Consider the following 16,577-nt stretch of genomic DNA (forward strand, 5'->3'; position numbering starts at 1 on the left):
CGTGGACACCGTGACCGCGCGTGTCGCGGTGCTGGGCAACGGGCCGGTCGGGCAGACGACCGCGCTGCTGCTGGCCGGGTGGGGGATCCCGGTGGTCCTGCTGGACCGCCGTCCCGCCCGGGATCTCGTCGGCTCGAAGGCGATCTGCCAGCAGCGCGACGTCCTCGACATCTGGGCGGCGGTGGGCGCGGGCGAGGCCGTCGCGGCGGAGGGCGTCACGTGGACCACGGCCCGGACGTTCTACCGCGACCGTGAGCTGTTCTCCTACCGGCTGCCCAGCCCCGACACGCGGCTCCCGCCGTTCGTCAACCTTTCCCAGTCCCGTACCGAGGAAATCCTCGACGAGCGGATCGCCGCGCAGCCGCTCATCGACGTGCACTGGGGCCATCGGGTCACCGGCATCGAGCAGTCGGTGGACGGCGTGGGCATCCGGTGCGAGACCGCGGGCGGCCCAAGCCGGATTGACGCGGAGTACGCCGTCGCGTGTGCCGGTGCCCGCGGCGACGACGTCCGGCGGATGCTCGGCGTCGGCTTCGACGGGCAGTCCTTCGACGATCTGTTCCTCATCTGCGACATCCGCGCCGAGCTCGAAGGCTGGGCGACCGAACGGCGGTTCTACTTCGACCCGCCGTGGAACCCGGGGCGGCAGGTGCTCATCCACCCGTGCCCCGGCGGGCACTTCCGCATCGACTGGCAGGTGCCCGGCGACTACGACCTCGGCGCCGAGGAAGGCGACGGCAGGCTCGACGCGCGGGTGCGCGCGATCATCGGCGACCGGCCGTACGAGATCGCCTGGAAATCGGTGTACCGCTTCCATTCCCGGGTCGCCGACCGGATGCGGGCCGGCCGCGTCCTCCTGGCGGGGGACTGCGCGCACCTGATGTCGCCGTTCGGTGCGCGCGGGCTCAACTCCGGGGTCGCGGACGCGGAGAACGCGGCGTGGAAACTCGCCTACGTCCTGCGTGGCTGGGCGGGGCCGGGGCTGCTGGAGAGCTACCACGACGAACGGCACGCGGCGGCGATGGAGAACCTCGCGGTCACCAGCGCGACGATGGACTTTCTCGTGCCGCGGACGCCGGAGCAGCGGGCCCGCCGCCTCGACGTGCTGGACCGCGCCACGCGTGATCCGGGCGCGCACGCCGAGGTCGACTCCGGGCGGCTCGCCGAACCGTTCTGGTACACCGGATCTCCGCTGACCACCCCGGATCCGGCGCGGCCCTTCGGCGGACGCCCGCCGCGGGGGACGCTTCCCGCCGCGGGACCAGGGATGCTCGTCCCGGACGTCGTGATGCCCGGCGGGGAACGGCTGCGTGCGCTCGCGAGAACCGGGTTCCTGCTACTCGCGGCTCCCGGCGCGGACATCGCCGAGCTGCGTTCGGCGGCCGCGGCGAGCACGGCGTCGCCGGTCGGGGTCCGCCTGCTCGACCCGGAGACGACGGCCGCGCTCGGCGCACGTCCCGGCGAGACCTGGGTGATCCGGCCGGACGCCCACGTCGCCGCCGTCGCTGTCGCCGCGGGTGAACTCGTGCCCGTCCTCCGCCGCGCGCACGGCCATTCGTCCACTTCGGACAGTCCGGTCCGCCGAACGACGGGTGTATAACGGCCTATACCGCCGGTCGAGGGGCGCGAATCATGCGGCCGGGCTGACGCGGCGCCGGAGTACAGGGCATGATCTGCGGGGAAAGCCGTGAGCGGGAGGCCAGATGAGCATTGTCGGCACCAGGGTGGTCCGCCTGGAGGACCAGAAGCTGATCACCACGGGTGGCGCGTACGTGGACGATCTGCGGGAGAAAGCGCTTTCCGGAGCCGTGCACGCGGTGTTCGTGCGGAGTCCGATCGCGCACGCGCGGATCGAGGGGATCGACGTTTCGGCGGCGCTGGACGCGCCGGGAGTGGTCGCGGTCTACACCGCCGCGGATCTCGACCTGGCGCCGCACGACTCGGGACCGGTGAAGGAACCGTGGCTCGCGTCGGACGTCGTCCGGTACGTCGGCGAGCCGGTCGCGCTCGTGCTGACCGAGCAGCGGTACCAGCTGGCGGACGCCGCCGAGCTGGTGGACGTCGACTACGACCCGCTGGACGCGGTGGCGAGCATCGACGCGGCCTTGTCCGGGGAGACGGTGCTCTTCCCGGAATTCGCGGACAATGTCGTGCAGACGCACGGCGGGCCGTTCGACGACGCGACGTTCGACGGCTGCGAAGTCGTCGTGACTGAGACCGTGCTCAACCAGCGGCTCGCGGCCGCACCGCTGGAGGTGCGCGGCGCGTCGTGCGCGTGGGGCGAGGGCGGCAGGCTCACGATGTGGCTGTCCACGCAGAACGCGCAGATGGGCCGGGCGGCGATCGCCGAGGGGCTTGGCATCGGCGCCGAGTCCGTCCGGGTGATCGCACCGGACGTCGGCGGCGGCTTCGGCGCGAAGATCGGCGCCGACCCCGAGGCGATCGTCCTCGCGTGGGCGGCGCGCCGGGCCGGGCGGCCGGTGCGGTGGACCGAATCGCGCAGCGAGAACCTGACCGCGATGACGCACGGCCGCGGGCAGCGGAACACCGTCACCATCGGCGGCAGGCGCGACGGCACGGTGCTCGCGTACCGGATCGACGTCGTCCAGGACTCGGGCGCCTATCCGCGCATGTTGCTCCTGCCGACGCTGACCGAGCTGATGGCGCCGGGCGTCTACCGGTTCCCGAAGGTGGAGGCGGCCAGCCGCGCGGTGGTCACCACGACCACGCCCATCGCGGCGTACCGCGGCGCGGGCCGCCCCGAGGCGACCGCGGCGGTCGAACGCGCGATGGACCTGTTCGCCGCGGAGATCGGGATGGACCCGGCGGAAGTCCGGCGCGTCAACTTCATCCGCCCGGAGGAGTTCCCTTACACCACGGCGACCGGCGCCTCCTACGACACCGGGGAGTACGCCAAGGCGCTCGACGGCGTGCTCGAAGCCGGCGGGTACGCGGAGCTCCGTGCCGAGCAGGAGCGGCGGCGGGCCGAGGGCGACGTCGTCGCGCTCGGGATCGGGATCGCGACCTACGTCGAGATCACCGGCGGGGACGGCAATGGCGAGAGTGGCCGCGTCGAGATCAACCGCGACGGTTCGGTGACCGCGTACACCGGGAGTTCGCCGCACGGGCAGGGGCTGGCGACGTCGCTGGCGATGCTGCTTTCGGACCGGCTCGGGGTGCCGATCGAGAAGATCACCGTGAAGCACGGCGACACCGACGAGGTGCCCAAGGCGGTCGGCACGTTCGGGTCGCGCTCGCTGCAGCTGGGTGGTTCGGCGATCCGGCGGGCCGCCGACGAGGTGATCGCGCACGCTAGGGAGATCGCGGCCGAACTGCTGGAGGCCGGAGCGGACGACATCGAGCTCGACGCCGAGCGCGGGGTCTGGCAGGTCCGCGGCGCCCCGTCGAGCACGGTGCTCACCTGGGCGCGGCTGGCCGAGGCGGCGGGGGAGACGACGTTGTCGGCCGACGTCTGGTTCGCCGACGGCAAGCCGACGTTCCCATTCGGCGCGCACCTCGCGGTGGTCGAGGTGGACACCGAGACCGGGAAGGTCGTGCTGCGGCGGATCATCGCGGCCGACGACGCGGGCCCGGTGGTCAACCCGCTGACCTTCCGGGGCCAGCGGCACGGCGGGCTCGGCCAGGGTGTCGCGCAGGCGTTGCTGGAGGTGATGAACTACGACTCCGAGGGCAACCCCACCACGGCGACGCTGGCCGACTACTCGTTCATCACCGCGACCGAGCTGCCGGACTTCGAGCTGGTGGACCTGGCGACCCCGACGACGCGAAACCTGTTGGGGGTCAAGGGAATCGGGGAGGCGGCGACCATCGGATCGACGCCGGCGGTGCAGAACGCCGTCGTGGACGCGCTGGCGCCGTACGGGGTCCGGCACCTGGACATGCCGGCGACCCCGATGCGGGTATGGGCGGCACTCGACGAGGCGAGGAAGGCGGGAAAGCAGTGAAGGTCGGGATCGAGGTCAACGGCCGCCCGGTGGCCGAGGAGGTGGAGGACCGCACGCTGCTCGTGCACTTCCTGCGGGACACCGCGGGCCTCACCGGCACCAACATCGGCTGCGACACGACGTCGTGCGGGGCCTGCACGGTCCTGCTCGACGGCGAGTCGGTGAAATCGTGCACGGTGCTCGCCGCGCAGGCCGACGGGCACGCCGTCACCACGGTCGAAGGCCTGGCCGAGCCCGGCGGCGAGCTGCACCCGGTGCAGCGGGCGTTCCGCGAGCAGCACGGGTTGCAGTGCGGGTTCTGCACGCCGGGGATGATCATGGCGTCGGTGTCGCTGCTGGCGCATAATCCGAAGCCGACCCGCGACGAGGTCCGCGAGGGTCTCGAAGGCAATCTGTGCCGCTGCACCGGGTACCACAACATCGTCAGCGCCGTGATCGAGGCGTCCGGGCAGGAGGTGGAGCGGTGATCCCCGCCGCGTTCGCCTATCACCGGGCGTCCACTGTGGACGAAGCGCTGGCGCTGCTGTCCGAGCACGGCGACGAGGCGAAGGTCCTCGCCGGCGGGCATTCCCTGCTGCCGCTGATGAAACTCCGGTTCGCCGCGCCCGAGGTCGTCGTCGACATCGCGCCGCTGGACGAGCTGCGGTACGTGCGGCTCGACGGGGACGAGCTCGCGATCGGGGCGCTGACGCGGTACCACGACCTGCAGCACGACCCGGTGCTGGCCGAGCACGCGCCGCTGCTGGCGCACGTGTCGGGTTCGGTCGGGGACCAGCAGGTCCGGCATCGCGGGACGCTCGGCGGTTCGCTCGCCCACGCCGACTCCGCGGCGGATCTGCCCGCGGCGGTGCTGGCCTGCGACGGCGTCCTCGTGGCACGCGGACCGTCGGGGGAGCGGCGGATCCCGGCGGCGGAGTTCTTCGTCGGCCCGTTCACCACGCCGCTGGAACCGGACGAACTGCTCACCGAGATCCGGGTGCCGCGGCAGACCGGGATCGGCTGGGGCTTCGAGAAGTTCACCCGGCGCGCGATCGACTGGGCGATCGTCGGGGTCGTGGTCGCGGGGAAGGCGGTCGCGCTGGTCAACATGGCGGGCACGCCGATCCGCGCTCGCGCGACCGAGGAGGCGCTGGCGGCCGGTGCTTCGGCCGCCGACGCCGCCGCGCTCGCCGCCGAGGGCACCTCGCCCCCGGACGAGGCACACGCCAGCGCCGAATACCGGCGGCACCTCGCGCGCGTGCTCACCGCGCGCGCCCTGCGCCAGGCCGGTATCGCCTGACGCGAGCTGAAGGGGACTTTCCTCTCACAGGACGCGCTGAAGGGGACTTTCGTCGCATGCGATGCGAGGAAAGTCCCCTTCAGCAGCTTCAGGCCGGGAGTGGCCGGACCGGGTCGGCGCCGGCTTCCTGGACCGGGTACGGCTCGGCGGAGTCGGACAGCACGGCCACCATAGCGGCACGGGTGCCGACGCCGAGCTTGGTGAAGATGCGCCGCATGTGCGCCGAAACGGTGTACAGGCTGATGTCGAGCACGGTCGCGATCGCCCGGTTGGTGTAGCCGAGCCCGACCATGCGCGCGATCTCGTGCTCGCGCGGGCTGAGTACGTCGTGGGCGGCGGGCGCGATCGGGACCAGCAGGCACCGGACGCCCAGTTCCGCGCAGTCCAGCAGCGGACGCCGCCGTGCCGCGTCCGGATCGGCCAGCTCGGACACCCGGCGCACGAGCGCGCGGACCAGGTGCTGGACCAGCTCGTCGTCGACGGGCTCCTCGTGTCTTTCCGGCGGCCGCCCCCTGGCGGCCGTGCGTGTTCGTGGTTCGGACGTGGTCGTGGCTTGAGCCGACATGTCCTGCCTCCCCCAGAGTTCCCCCGGTTCCCTACTGACCAGGAAACCCGCAAAGCGGCCATTCCACATCGTCGATTCGTGTGACACCCGGGTGAACTACCGCCCTCGTGCTGCGAGTGAACGTGTGACTACCCGATGACCTGCCCGCCGTGTGCACTGACGGTCAGCGCTCACCGACGCTTCGCGCCGGGGATCTCACGGATCTGGGCTTCTTCACCGGTCATGCAGTCAAGGAGGAACATCATGAGCCGTTACCCGGCCATTCAGGGCGAGCTGGAAGACGAACTGTCTCGCGAGCTCGAGGACGAGTTCGAGAGCGAGGTCGGCGGGCTCGCCCACGAGCTGGAAGATGAGCTCGAGGACGAGGCGTACTTCGAATACGAAGACGAGGATGAGGACGAGGACGAGCTCGGCGGGCTCGCCCACGAACTGGAGGACGAGCTCGAGGACGAGGCGTACTTCGAATACGAAGACGAGGACGAAGCCGAATTCGAGACGCTCGTCCGGGAGCTGGAGACCGAATTCGAACTCGAAGGCGAGGATTTCTCGAACCCTGCCCGCCGCATCTACTCCGACGCGGAAATGATGGCGCAGCTCGCTTTCCAGGCGGAGAACGCGGAATCGGAGGAAGAGGCGGAAGCATTCCTCGGCGCGCTCGCCCCGCTGGCTTTCCAGGCCGCGAAATGGGCGGCGCCGCATATCGCGAAGTACGCGCCGAAGATCATTCGCGGGGCGGTCAATCTCGGCAAGAAGCTGTGGAGCAGGCCCGCCACCCGTGCCGCCGTCCGCCAGGTGCCCAAGATCCTCGGGCGCACGGTCCGCACGCTCGGCAAGCACTACGCGGCGGGCAGGCCGATCGACGCCCACACCGTGTCCCGCGCGCTGGTGGGCCACGCCGTGCACGCCGCCGAGCACTCGCGGCGCCAGCAGCGCCGGCACCGCGGCCGTCCGCAGCAGCGACGGCGCGGGCACCGGCCGGCACACGCCCGGCGGCACGGCCACGGCCACCGCCGGCAGCCGGTGCGGGCCAGGGCACGCGGAGGCAGGCAGCAGCGGCGCGGCCGGGGCCGTGCGCGCCGCCGTTAGCCCGCGTTCCGCCGCGTCCGGTGACCTCGTCGCGCTCACCGGGTCCCGGCGGGCGCGGCGAACGCTCACCACACCGGCAGCCGACGAGGAACTGCGCACCTGGGTGCTGACCCAGGCGACCAACGTCGAACGGCATCTGGCGGCCCTGCGGCCGTTCCGGTGGTCCGAGTTCGGCGATCCGGCCACCGGGCCGAGCCGGGCCCATCTGGCCGCGGTCAACGCGATGATGTCGACCCTGCGCGCGCCGCTGTACACGGCGACGAGAGCGGCTCGCCGGGCGGCGGAGAGCGCGGCGGGGAATCCCTCCGCCGCGCAGCTGGAGGGGTTGCTGTACACGAAGTCACGCGCGCATCGCTGGGTGCAGACCACCGAGCGGGTGTGGGACTTCTACCTGGACCTGTTCAACCAGCGGCAGGGCGCGTTCGCCCCGTGGCTGGTCGCCTGCGACCGGGTCGCGCTGGACTGCTACCAGTACGCGTACCTCGGCATCGGCAGCTGGCGGTCGATCCCGTCGCCGCCGCCGTTCTGCTACCTCAAGACCGGTGCCGGGCCCGCCACCACGCGGCGCGGGATCCCGGTGCGGCGGCTGGCGAACCGGCTCAACCCGTTCCCGCTGATCCAGCTGCCGTATCACCGGCTGGTGAATCCGTGGACGCTCGGCGCGGTCCTGCACGAGGTCAGCCACAACCTGCAGAACGATCTCGGCCTGGCGAGGGCGATCCCGTTGCAGGTGGCCGCGCGCCTGACCGAGGCGGGGATCCCGCGTCCGCTGGTGGCGGTCTGGGTCCGCTGGAACCGGGAGACCTTCGCGGATCTGTCCGGGCTGCTGCTCGGCGGCCCGGAGATCGTCGGCTCGCTGTTCGACGTGATCGGCCGGACCGGCGCGGAGTCGATGGGGTTCACCCCGCGCGCGGTGCACCCGATCCCGTACCTGCGCGGGAAGCTGTCCGTCGAACTGTTGCGGCGCATGGGTTTTCCGCAACGGGCCGAGGGCTACGCGCGGCTGTGGCACCGGCTGTATCCGCGCCCGAAGCTCCTCGACGCGCCGGCCGGGCTGCTGGCCACGGCGGGACGCGCCATCCCGGCCGTGGTCGACGCCATGTGCTTCACGTCGTTCCCCTCGCTCGGGCACCGGGCGTTGGCCGAAGTCCTGCGCTTCGAGCCGAAGGAGCAGGCGATGATCGAGGAATCGGCGCAGCGGCTGGCGAACGGCGTCTCGCCAGGGGTGGTGCCGGAGCGGTTCCTCATCGGCGCGGTCCGGTTCGCGCTCGCGCACCGGATGGCACCGCCGAAGCGGCTGGTCGGCTACTTCATGGAGGAACTGGGGAGGGAGTCGCGATGACGCTGGCCGGCGAATTCGCCTTGCTGGGCAAGGAGATCCGGCGGCTGGCCGAGGTATGGCGCGAACTGGGCGTTAGCGTCGTGACCGATCGCCCCGCCGGGGTGGGGCTCGCACTGGCCGATCACCTCGCCGAGGCCGTCACCGACGGCTCCGCCGACCTGGTGCTCGCCGTGCGCGCGATCGAGGCGCGGCCGGGGGCCGGGCCGCTGCACGCCGCGGCGACGGCGCTGCTGCGGACGCGGCGCCGGCTCGACGACGAATTCAGCGCGTACACCCCGGTGAGCGAGCTGATGCGCGCGGTGCGCGGGCGCGGGGCGGAGTGGCGCGGCTGGGCACAAAGCGTCCGGCACGGCGTGGACCGCTGCGCGGAACCACTGGCGGACGCGGAAACGGCGATGCTGCGTTGCTGGCGGGAAGTAGGAGAAGTGGCCGAACTCGACAAGTGTGGGGCATCCGATGACGAACAACGATGACCGCGGCGCGACGCTGCCGCGACCGCAGGACATTGACAGCGCGTATCCGATCCCGCCCGGCCAGCTGACCGTCGCGCCGGTCAACCCCGGCAAGCTCGCCGAACAGGCGATCGGTGACGTGCTGGGCTGGAAGTGGCGGGAGGGCGACACGAAGGGGTTCGTGTCCGCGCTGACCGGGAGCTTCACGCTGACCGAGGTCCGCGGCCACACCGAGGCGACGTGGACGCCGCGGGGTTACGCGATCCAGGCCGATCTGGGCGCGGTGACCGGCGGCCAGGCCTCGATGGCGGCGCGCGCGAGGAGCGCGGTGAAGGACTCGGTCGCCCTGCTGGACTCGCTCCGTCCACTTCGGACGAACTCGGACCCGGAGAACGCCGAAGGCTTCCGGTCGCTGGTCCGGCACGACCTCGAGCAGATCCGGCAGGAACTGGAGAGCCCGCTCATCCGGGTACCGAGGGTCGACCAGTTCTTCCTGCTGCTGCTGGGAAACGCGGCCGCGTACACGGTGCCGCCCGGCACCGATCCCGATCGCGTCGGCGGCCATCTCGGCCAGCTGCGCGACGCCTTCGGGCTGGTGGGCGGCCAGGTGAACACCATCGAGGAGGAGCGGATCCAGACCTCCTTCATCACACTGACGGACTGGGTGGTCTCGTTGTTCCGAGGCTGGCGTGACGCACGTGACCGGATCGACCCGTTCAATCAGCCGCCGGGCGGATCGCCGTTCTTCGGCCCCGCGGTCGTGGCGCTCTCGCAGCTGCTGGCGGCCACCGCGCAGCAGGTCGACGAGGTCGTCGACATGCTCCGGCTGGTCTACATCCAGCAGGCGGACCTGGAGGTGCTGCGGGTGCCCGATCCCGACGGCGGCTCGATGTCGCTGGGCGGGCTGCTGCGCTGGGTCCGCGACTTCGCCACCTTCGAAGGCGGCCAGCTGATCGAGTCGGCGGGCAAGGAGGGCGTCAGCACGGCGTTCCTCCAGGTCGCGGTGCGGCTCCAGCGGATCGTCGCGTTCCTGCCGAGGCAGAGCCCCAACGGCGACAACCGCGACGTCCCCGGCAACTACCGCGCGACCCTGCCGCCGGGCTTCTTCAGCTCGCGGGTGCAGCGGGCCATCGACGAACTCGACGACCACCTCCAGGAGATCGTCCGGATCGCCCAGCCGATCCGGGGTCCGGAGGGGACCGATTCCGGCGGACCGGACGGCCCCGGCCCCAGCGGTCCCGGTGGCTCGACACCGCCGCCCGGACCACCGCCGGCGCCGCCCCAGCCGCAGCCGGTCCCGCCGGGGCCGCCTCCCGCTCCGACGTCGCCGTCCTCCGGCAGGACGCCGCCGGTACCGCCGGTTTCCCAGCTCCGCGAAGGCGTCACCCCGGAGCAGGTCGAGGCTCCGGACGCGGACACGCCGCAGAAACCCCGGACACCACGGAAGCGGACCGGGCAGTAGCCGGCCCCGGCAACTTGGAGGAACGTGATGGGCACCGAGAAGGAATACCGGGAACTGTTCGACCGGGTGGCCGCGCTGCGCGGCCAGGTCGCCGGCAAACTGTCGAACGAGCTGGGCAGCGACCCGAAACTGGGCGACGCGATCCTGAAGCAGCTGGACGACATGCTCAGCGCCGTCGAACTCGCGGAACGCGCGAAGCCGGGCCCGCCGGACGGCGGTCTCGCGCAGCTCGTCGGCCTCGGCGACAAGGCGGCGGGCGATCTGGGCCAGACCAGCATGCCGCCCGGCGTCGAACCCTACGACGAGACGGTCGCGTCGGAACGGATCATCGCCGTCGGCGATCTGTACTACCTGTGGCAGCACGAGGCGAGCGGGGTGTTCCGGGTCGTGCAGAAGCTGCAGGAACTGTTCCAGCGCGGCGCGATCCGGCTTTCGGACGGGCCCGGCGCGTTCGGCCTGTACCGCTTCGACCGCCGGGATGTCTTGCGCTACACCAAGAAGGACCGGCTCAGCGCGTACCGGCGCGTCCTCGGCTACGGCCGCGGCCTCGGCTCGGCGAACGCGCGGCCGAACACCGATTTCCACCAGCTGTTCACCCAGTTCAACAACCAGGTCGCGTTGTTCTGGCGGGACAAGCGGGTCTCCGACGTGATCAGGGAACGGGCGAACGACCCGAGCTTCGGCAGTATCGCGGTGGTCCGCCGCAGCGGGCTCGACCTGCGCAACAACCTGAAGTTCACCTCCTACGGCCACCTCAACGTGCTGCGCGTGGAGGTCATGCAGCTGCTGGCGGAGGCGTTCGCGATCCTCGGCGCGGAGGACGTGCTCGACCTGTTCGGCGCCACCAGCGCGTGGGACACCGTCGACGAGGTCCTGATCCGCTACTTCGACGAGCGGCTGATCTCCTCGCCGCGGCAGCGGATGGCGGTCACCGGCAGGCAGGTGCTGCGCTGGCTCGCCGCGCCGCACATCCTGGAGACGACGCGTTCGGAGTTCGAGGCGCTGCTGCTCGAGATCGCCGAACCCGCCGAGGAATGGCTGGTCTCGGCGCAGTCGCTGCGGGTGGCCGACCGGACGTCGTCGCGGCGGATCCTGCCCTTCGACCGGCAGCGGCCCGCCGGGGTGGCCACGCCGGCACCGCGCCGCGGCGAGCGGCCGGGCCGGGCACGCGCCGTCCCGGGGGACGACCGGCGCAACGGTCACCACAACGGGGCGGTCGTGCCGATGGCCGGGCGGTAGCGGACGGCGGGCGGTGATCGCCACGTCCGATTACCGCCAGCCGGACGTCCGCGCCGGACAGCAGACTGGCCGGTGTGAACGTGAATTCCCCAGTACACACCCCGATCGAACCCGGCATCCTCTACTTCGGCACGCCGGTCGTGCTGATCTCGACCCGCAACGAGGACGGCACCGCGAACCTGGCCCCGATGTCCTCGGTGTTCTGGCTCGGCTGGCGTGCCATGCTCGGCCTCGGCGCCCGCTCGAAGACCACGCAGAACATGCTGCGCACCGGCGAATGCGTGCTCAACCTGCCCTCGGACGCGCTCGCGGACGCCGTCGACCGGCTCGCGCTGACCACCGGATCCGACCCGGTGCCGCCGAACAAGCAGAAGCGGGGTTACCGGTACGAGCCGGACAAGTTCGGCCGCGCGGGCCTGACGCCGATCGCGGCGGAGACCGTCGAGGCGCCGCGCGTCGCGGAATGCCCGGTCGTGATGGAGGCCGTCGTCGAAGGGGTGCACCCGATCGCGGAGGACGACGAGGCGCAGCGCGGCGGAATCGTCGCCATCGAGGTGCGCGTGCAGCGGGTTGGCGTGCACGACGACGTCCGCATGGCGGGCACGGACAACCGGATCGACCCGGACGCCTGGCGCCCGCTGATCATGAGCTTCCAGGAGCTGTACGGGCTCGGCCCCAAGCTGCGGCCGTCGACGCTCGCGAGCATCCCCGAACGGCTTTACCGCGGCCCGGACATCGAGCGCTCCCGAGAGGTGGGAGCCCGGGTGTCCTGACTCGATGTCCTTTGTGGACAGCCGCGGTGCTCAGCCTGTCGGCGCGGGCGCGGTGAGGGCCGGTGCGGCGGCCGCGATCCCGGCCGTGACGGCGGCGCGGGCCGTGGCGTCGGCCGTGCCGGCGGGCTGCTCGGTCAGCAGGGCGACGACGTAGCGGCCGTCGACGACCCCGGTCGTGTTGAGCACGAGCGAGGAGTCCAGGATCATCCAGCCCTGCTTGATCACCCAGTTCGATCCGGGCAGCCCGTCCGGGATCCCGAAATACTGCTGGTACCCGTCGTCGGCGGTGGAGCGGGCGTCGGCCAGCGCGGCGAGGACCGGCTGGGCGACGTCGTGCGGGACGGTGTCCTCCAGGTAGTCGTAGACGCGGACGACGTCGTCGGGGCTGGTGCGGGCCATGCCCCACTGGCCGGGATCGTCGGCGGGCGTGGTGGCGGTGAGCCCGATCAGCTCCGCCATCCGCGTGACGATGTCGCTCCCGCCGTCCTCCTCCCACAGCTGCGAGGCGACGGCGTCGTTGCTCCCGGCGAGCATGTCGGTCAGATCCGCGACCGTGGCGGCGTCCGGGACGTGCCAGCCGCCGTTGTGCACGACGTCGAGGGCGATGAGCAGCTTCACCACGGACGCCGTGTAGTACGCCTGGCCGGCGCCCGAGGCGGCGAGGGTCCGCCCGGTGTCGCGGTCGCGGATCACGAAGCCGGCCTGGGTGCCGGGCGACGCGGCCTGCACGGCGCTGGTGACCGCCGCCGCGATCTCGTCCGGGCTGGGCGGGGGAGCCGGCGAGGTGGTGGCCGGCGTGCTCGAAGACGGGCTGGGCGGAACCGGGGACACCGAGGCGACGGGCGACGGCCGGGGCTGTGGCGGATCGGCGATCGGGTGCGCGCCCGCGGTGACGAACAACCCCGAGGTGAGCACCAGCCCCGAGATTCCCGCCCCGGCCAGTGTCCAGCGGATCCGTCTGCTCATGCCCCTTTGAACGCCGGGAGCGGGCCCGTCGTCGCCCGGAACGAGCTGTAGGTTCCCTGTGTCTTGCTGTGGTTTCGCTGTGGGCGCCCGGGTGCAGGGGTCTACAAAGGACCGGGCGGACGCGCTTCGGGTCGACAGCGGGCGGATGGGGGTCGAAACTGGTCCGATGACCGCTGCTGGCCAGATCATCGGTGACCGCGTCCGCCTCCGGCCCGCCGGCGCGGCGGACGCTGTCCGCTTCGAGGAGATCCTGTCGCATCCGGAGGTGGCCCGCTGGTGGGCGGACGCCGAGGAGCCGGTCGCCGAGCAGGTGAAGTACCTGGTCGACCCGGAGGAGGACACGAGCACGTTCGCGATCGAGTTCGAGGGCGCCACGGTCGGGGTCGTGCTCGCGTTCGAGAAGACCGATCCGCAGTACCGGCACGCCGGGATCGACATCGCCCTGCACCCGGACTGGCAGCACCGCGGCCTCGGCGCCGACGCGATCCGCACGCTCGCGCTCCACCTGTTCACCGAGGGTGGCCACCACCGGCTGGTGATCGACCCCGCCGCGGAGAACGAGCAGGCGATCCGGCTGTACAAGTCGCTGGGCTTCCGCCCGGTCGGCACGATGCGCCGCTACGAGCGGGGCAGCGACGGCACCTGGCACGACGGGCTGCTGATGGACCTCCTGGCCGACGACCTCGCCGGGCCCGAGCCCGACGATCGCCGGTAGCCGCCGCGCCCTTCACCCGGACGGGTCGACCGGGGCGATCGGCCGTGTCATCATGTCGCACGGCCGACGAGGTGGTCGGCGGGAACCTGGGGGTGCCACGGTGGTGCAACTGAAGACGGAACCGGCGCAGCTGCGGCGGGTGGCGGTGGCGAGCGCCATCGGCACGACCATCGAGTGGTACGACTACTTCATCTACAGCACGGCGGCCGCGCTCGTGTTCGGACGCCAGTTCTTCACCACGCTCTCGCCGGCGTCCGGCACCCTCGCCGCGTTCGCGACCCTCGGCGTCGGATTCCTCGCGCGCCCGGTCGGTGGCATCGTCTGGGGGCATTTCGGCGACCGGATCGGCCGCAAGGCGATGCTGGTGTTGTCGCTGGTGCTGATGGGCGTCGCGACGGTCGGGGTCGGCCTGCTCCCGACCTACGGCACGATCGGCGTGGCGGCCCCGATCCTGCTGCTGGCGCTGCGGCTGCTGCAAGGCCTGTCCGCGGGCGGCGAATGGGGCGGCGCGGCGCTGATGGCCGTGGAACACGCGCCGGAGGGACGTCGCGGGCGGTACGGCTCGTTCTCGCAGATCGGTGTCCCGGCCGGGCTCATCCTGGCGCAGCTGGTGTTCTTCGTGCTCGACGCGGCGCTGACCAAGGCCCAGTTCGAGAGCTGGGGCTGGCGGCTGCCGTTCCTGTTCAGCATCGTGCTGGTCGCGGTCGGCCTGGTGATCCGGCTGCGGATCGAGGAGTCACCGGTGTTCGCCACGCTGCGGGACGAGCGGGCCCGCAGCACCAAGCCGATGCTCGACGTCCTGCGCGAGCGGCCGAAGGAGCTGCTGATCGCGTCCGGGAGCTTCATCGCCAACACCGCGATCGGGTACGTGTTCCTCGCCTACCTGCTTTCGTACGGCACCTCGGTGCTGAAGGTCAGCCGCACCACGATGCTCGTGGTGGTGATCGTCGGCAGCGTGACCTGGCTGGTGAGCATCGTGGGCTCGGCGATCTGGTCCGACCGCGTCGGGCGGCGGCCGGTGTACCTGCTGGGGTCGGTGCTGCTCGTGGTGTGGTCGGTCCCGTTCTTCTGGCTCGTGGACACCCGTGCCGCGTGGCTGCTCGGCGTCGCCGTCGTGGTGCTGAACATCGGCCTCGGCCTGACGTACGGGCCGCAGGCGGCGTTGTACGCGGAGCTGTTCGAGCCGCGCTACCGCTACAGCGGCGCGTCGTTCTCGTACGCCGTGGGCGCGGTGCTCGGCGGCGGGTTCGCGCCGCTGATCGCGACGGCCTTGCAGGACGCCACCAAGACCTCGCTGTCGGTGTCGCTGTACATGGTCGCGGTGGGGCTGATCAGCCTGGCGGCCGTGCTCGCGTTGCCGCGCCGGACGCCTACAGCCGGTTGAGGTCTATGGCAGCCGCCATCGCCTGGTAGCCCGCGTCGCCGGGATGCAGGTGATCGCCGGAGTCGTAGGCGGGCAGCATCCGCAGCGGATCGGCCGGATCCCGCACCGCGGCGTCGAAGTCGGCGACGCCGTCGAACGCCCCACCGGTACGGATGAAGGCGTTGACCGCTTGCCGCGTCCGTTCCAGGTTCTCGTTGTAGACGCGCCAGCCCTTGAACGGGGTCAGGGTGGCGCCGAGGACGCGGATCCCGTGGGCCTTCGCCTGCCCGATGAGCTGGCGGTAGGCGGAGATGATCCGCGCCGGGTCGGTCTGGTGCGGATCCTGCTGGATGTCGTTGATGCCTTCGAGCACGATCAGCGTCCGGACGCCGCCGAAGCCCAGCACGTCGTGGCCGAAGCGGGCCAGCGCGTTGCGACCCGCCCCGGAACCGGGAACGTCGAGCAGCAGGCGGTTGGCGCTGATGCCCGCGTTCAGCACCCCGAGCGGCCGGTTCGCCGCGCGCAGCCGGTCGCTGAGGTAGTCCGGCCAGCGGTGGTTCGCCCCGGCTTTCGAGCCCGCGCCGTCGGTGATCGAGTCGCCGAGTGCCACGACCGCGCCCTGGCCCCCGTTCTGGACCTCCACGCCGCTGACGTAGTGCCATACCGCGGTCCGCTCGGTGAACGACGCGCCGGACTCCTCGGCGGCGAAGTCGCCGGCGCGGGTGAAGAACGACGTCTGCTGGGCGAGTGGGTGGAAGGTCACCGGGCCGGACTTGTGCGGCACGAAGGTCGTGACGAGCAGATCGGCGTCGGCCGGGACCCGCAGCGGGGCCGCGTCGCTGAGCACGTCGGCACCGGATGGCACGACCACCGTGGCGGATCCGCCGAAGGTCAGCGTCCGCACCGATCCCGGTGTCGCACGTGGACTGTCCGAAGTGGACGCCAGAGCGACGGTCACGTGACCGAACGTCAGCGGCGCCGTGCCGAAGAGGTTGGACAGCCGGACGCGCACCCCGGTGCCGCCGACGCTGGTGTGGACCACGTTGCGGATGGAGTAGTTCGGATAGCCGTCCGGGGTGTTCGGCACGCCCGCCGCGGGCGCCGCGGACCAGGTGCCTGCCCAGCCGCCCGGCGTCGGTGCCTGGTGCGCGCCGCTCGCCGTCGTGAGGGTGCCGAAGGTGAGCACAACCGCCGCGGTCAACCCCAGTAGCCGTCGCATACCGAAAACAGTGCGCCGGAGCGCCGGAAGCGGGCGACCGCTGATCAGGTGACGGCGTCCCGCTGGACGGGAGGGGCGGGGGCGCGCGCGGGGGGGTGGAATCGACCGGGCCCCCGCACCCCCACGCCGCCGGCCGCCACACCCCGCCGGG

General features: G+C 71.9%; 15 protein-coding genes. 12 read left to right on the forward strand and 3 right to left on the reverse strand.

Annotated features, from left to right (window positions below; genetic code table 11):
- Position 1: 1 nt before the first annotated feature.
- The 4 genes from ACFWX1_RS38505 (at position 2) to ACFWX1_RS38520 (ending at position 5,244) form a co-directional block, all read left to right on the forward strand.
- Positions 2-1,600 carry an FAD-dependent monooxygenase gene (locus tag ACFWX1_RS38505; RefSeq protein WP_378394781.1) on the forward strand — a complete coding sequence of 533 codons (1,599 nt, stop codon included), beginning with the start codon at positions 2-4 and terminating at the stop codon, positions 1,598-1,600.
- 103 nt (positions 1,601-1,703) lie between these two features.
- The gene (locus tag ACFWX1_RS38510) at positions 1,704-3,965 is read left to right on the forward strand and encodes a xanthine dehydrogenase family protein molybdopterin-binding subunit (protein WP_378394782.1); all 2,262 of its coding nucleotides are present in this window, start codon (positions 1,704-1,706) and stop codon (positions 3,963-3,965) included.
- Positions 3,962-4,432 carry a (2Fe-2S)-binding protein gene (locus ACFWX1_RS38515; protein ID WP_378394783.1) on the forward strand — a complete coding sequence of 157 codons (471 nt, stop codon included), beginning with the start codon at positions 3,962-3,964 and terminating at the stop codon, positions 4,430-4,432. The genes ACFWX1_RS38510 and ACFWX1_RS38515 overlap by 4 nt, the downstream gene beginning before the upstream one ends.
- Positions 4,429-5,244 carry an FAD binding domain-containing protein gene (locus ACFWX1_RS38520; RefSeq protein ID WP_378394784.1) on the forward strand — a complete coding sequence of 272 codons (816 nt, stop codon included), beginning with the start codon at positions 4,429-4,431 and terminating at the stop codon, positions 5,242-5,244. Before ACFWX1_RS38515 ends, ACFWX1_RS38520 begins: the two co-directional genes overlap by 4 nt.
- An 88-nt stretch (positions 5,245-5,332) precedes the next feature.
- Here the strand turns inward: ACFWX1_RS38520 and ACFWX1_RS38525 are convergent, their stop codons facing one another.
- Positions 5,333-5,809: a LuxR C-terminal-related transcriptional regulator gene (locus tag ACFWX1_RS38525; RefSeq protein ID WP_378394785.1), complete on the reverse strand. Its 477-nt coding sequence runs from the start codon at positions 5,807-5,809 to the stop codon at positions 5,333-5,335.
- Positions 5,810-6,052: 243 nt separating this feature from the next.
- Between ACFWX1_RS38525 and ACFWX1_RS38530 the strand changes: the two genes are divergently transcribed.
- The 6 genes from ACFWX1_RS38530 (at position 6,053) to ACFWX1_RS38555 (ending at position 12,163) form a co-directional block, all read left to right on the forward strand.
- The gene (locus ACFWX1_RS38530; protein ID WP_378394786.1) at positions 6,053-6,895 is read left to right on the forward strand and encodes a hypothetical protein; all 843 of its coding nucleotides are present in this window, start codon (positions 6,053-6,055) and stop codon (positions 6,893-6,895) included.
- Positions 6,879-8,237, forward strand: a complete 1,359-nt coding sequence (locus tag ACFWX1_RS38535; protein ID WP_378394787.1) for a hypothetical protein — start codon at positions 6,879-6,881, stop codon at positions 8,235-8,237. The genes ACFWX1_RS38530 and ACFWX1_RS38535 overlap by 17 nt, the downstream gene beginning before the upstream one ends.
- Positions 8,234-8,710, forward strand: a complete 477-nt coding sequence (locus tag ACFWX1_RS38540) for a hypothetical protein (RefSeq protein ID WP_378394788.1) — start codon at positions 8,234-8,236, stop codon at positions 8,708-8,710. The genes ACFWX1_RS38535 and ACFWX1_RS38540 overlap by 4 nt, the downstream gene beginning before the upstream one ends.
- Positions 8,694-10,151, forward strand: a complete 1,458-nt coding sequence (locus ACFWX1_RS38545) for a hypothetical protein (protein WP_378394789.1) — start codon at positions 8,694-8,696, stop codon at positions 10,149-10,151. Before ACFWX1_RS38540 ends, ACFWX1_RS38545 begins: the two co-directional genes overlap by 17 nt.
- A gap of 27 nt (positions 10,152-10,178) precedes the next feature.
- Positions 10,179-11,390 carry a hypothetical protein gene (locus tag ACFWX1_RS38550; RefSeq protein ID WP_378394790.1) on the forward strand — a complete coding sequence of 404 codons (1,212 nt, stop codon included), beginning with the start codon at positions 10,179-10,181 and terminating at the stop codon, positions 11,388-11,390.
- An 80-nt stretch (positions 11,391-11,470) separates the two neighbouring features.
- Entirely contained in the window at positions 11,471-12,163 is a 693-nt protein-coding gene (locus ACFWX1_RS38555; protein WP_378394795.1) for a flavin reductase family protein, read from the forward strand.
- A gap of 30 nt (positions 12,164-12,193) precedes the next feature.
- Here the strand turns inward: ACFWX1_RS38555 and ACFWX1_RS38560 are convergent, their stop codons facing one another.
- Positions 12,194-13,129 carry a hypothetical protein gene (locus ACFWX1_RS38560; RefSeq protein ID WP_378394791.1) on the reverse strand — a complete coding sequence of 312 codons (936 nt, stop codon included), beginning with the start codon at positions 13,127-13,129 and terminating at the stop codon, positions 12,194-12,196.
- Positions 13,130-13,295: 166 nt separating this feature from the next.
- Between ACFWX1_RS38560 and ACFWX1_RS38565 the strand changes: the two genes are divergently transcribed.
- Positions 13,296-13,844 carry a GNAT family N-acetyltransferase gene (locus tag ACFWX1_RS38565; RefSeq protein ID WP_378394792.1) on the forward strand — a complete coding sequence of 183 codons (549 nt, stop codon included), beginning with the start codon at positions 13,296-13,298 and terminating at the stop codon, positions 13,842-13,844.
- Between the two features lie 100 nt (positions 13,845-13,944).
- Positions 13,945-15,228 (forward strand): MFS transporter, encoded by a 1,284-nt coding sequence (locus ACFWX1_RS38570; RefSeq protein WP_378394793.1) that lies wholly within the window; start codon positions 13,945-13,947, stop codon positions 15,226-15,228.
- Here the strand turns inward: ACFWX1_RS38570 and ACFWX1_RS38575 are convergent.
- On the reverse strand, positions 15,215-16,426 hold the full coding sequence (locus tag ACFWX1_RS38575; protein ID WP_378394794.1) for an SGNH/GDSL hydrolase family protein: 1,212 nt from the start codon (positions 16,424-16,426) through the stop codon (positions 15,215-15,217). The genes ACFWX1_RS38570 and ACFWX1_RS38575 overlap by 14 nt on opposite strands.
- Between the last annotated feature and the right edge of the window lie 151 nt (positions 16,427-16,577).

This window comes from Amycolatopsis sp. NPDC059021 (genome assembly GCF_042739895.1).
GTDB lineage: Bacteria > Actinomycetota > Actinomycetes > Mycobacteriales > Pseudonocardiaceae > Amycolatopsis.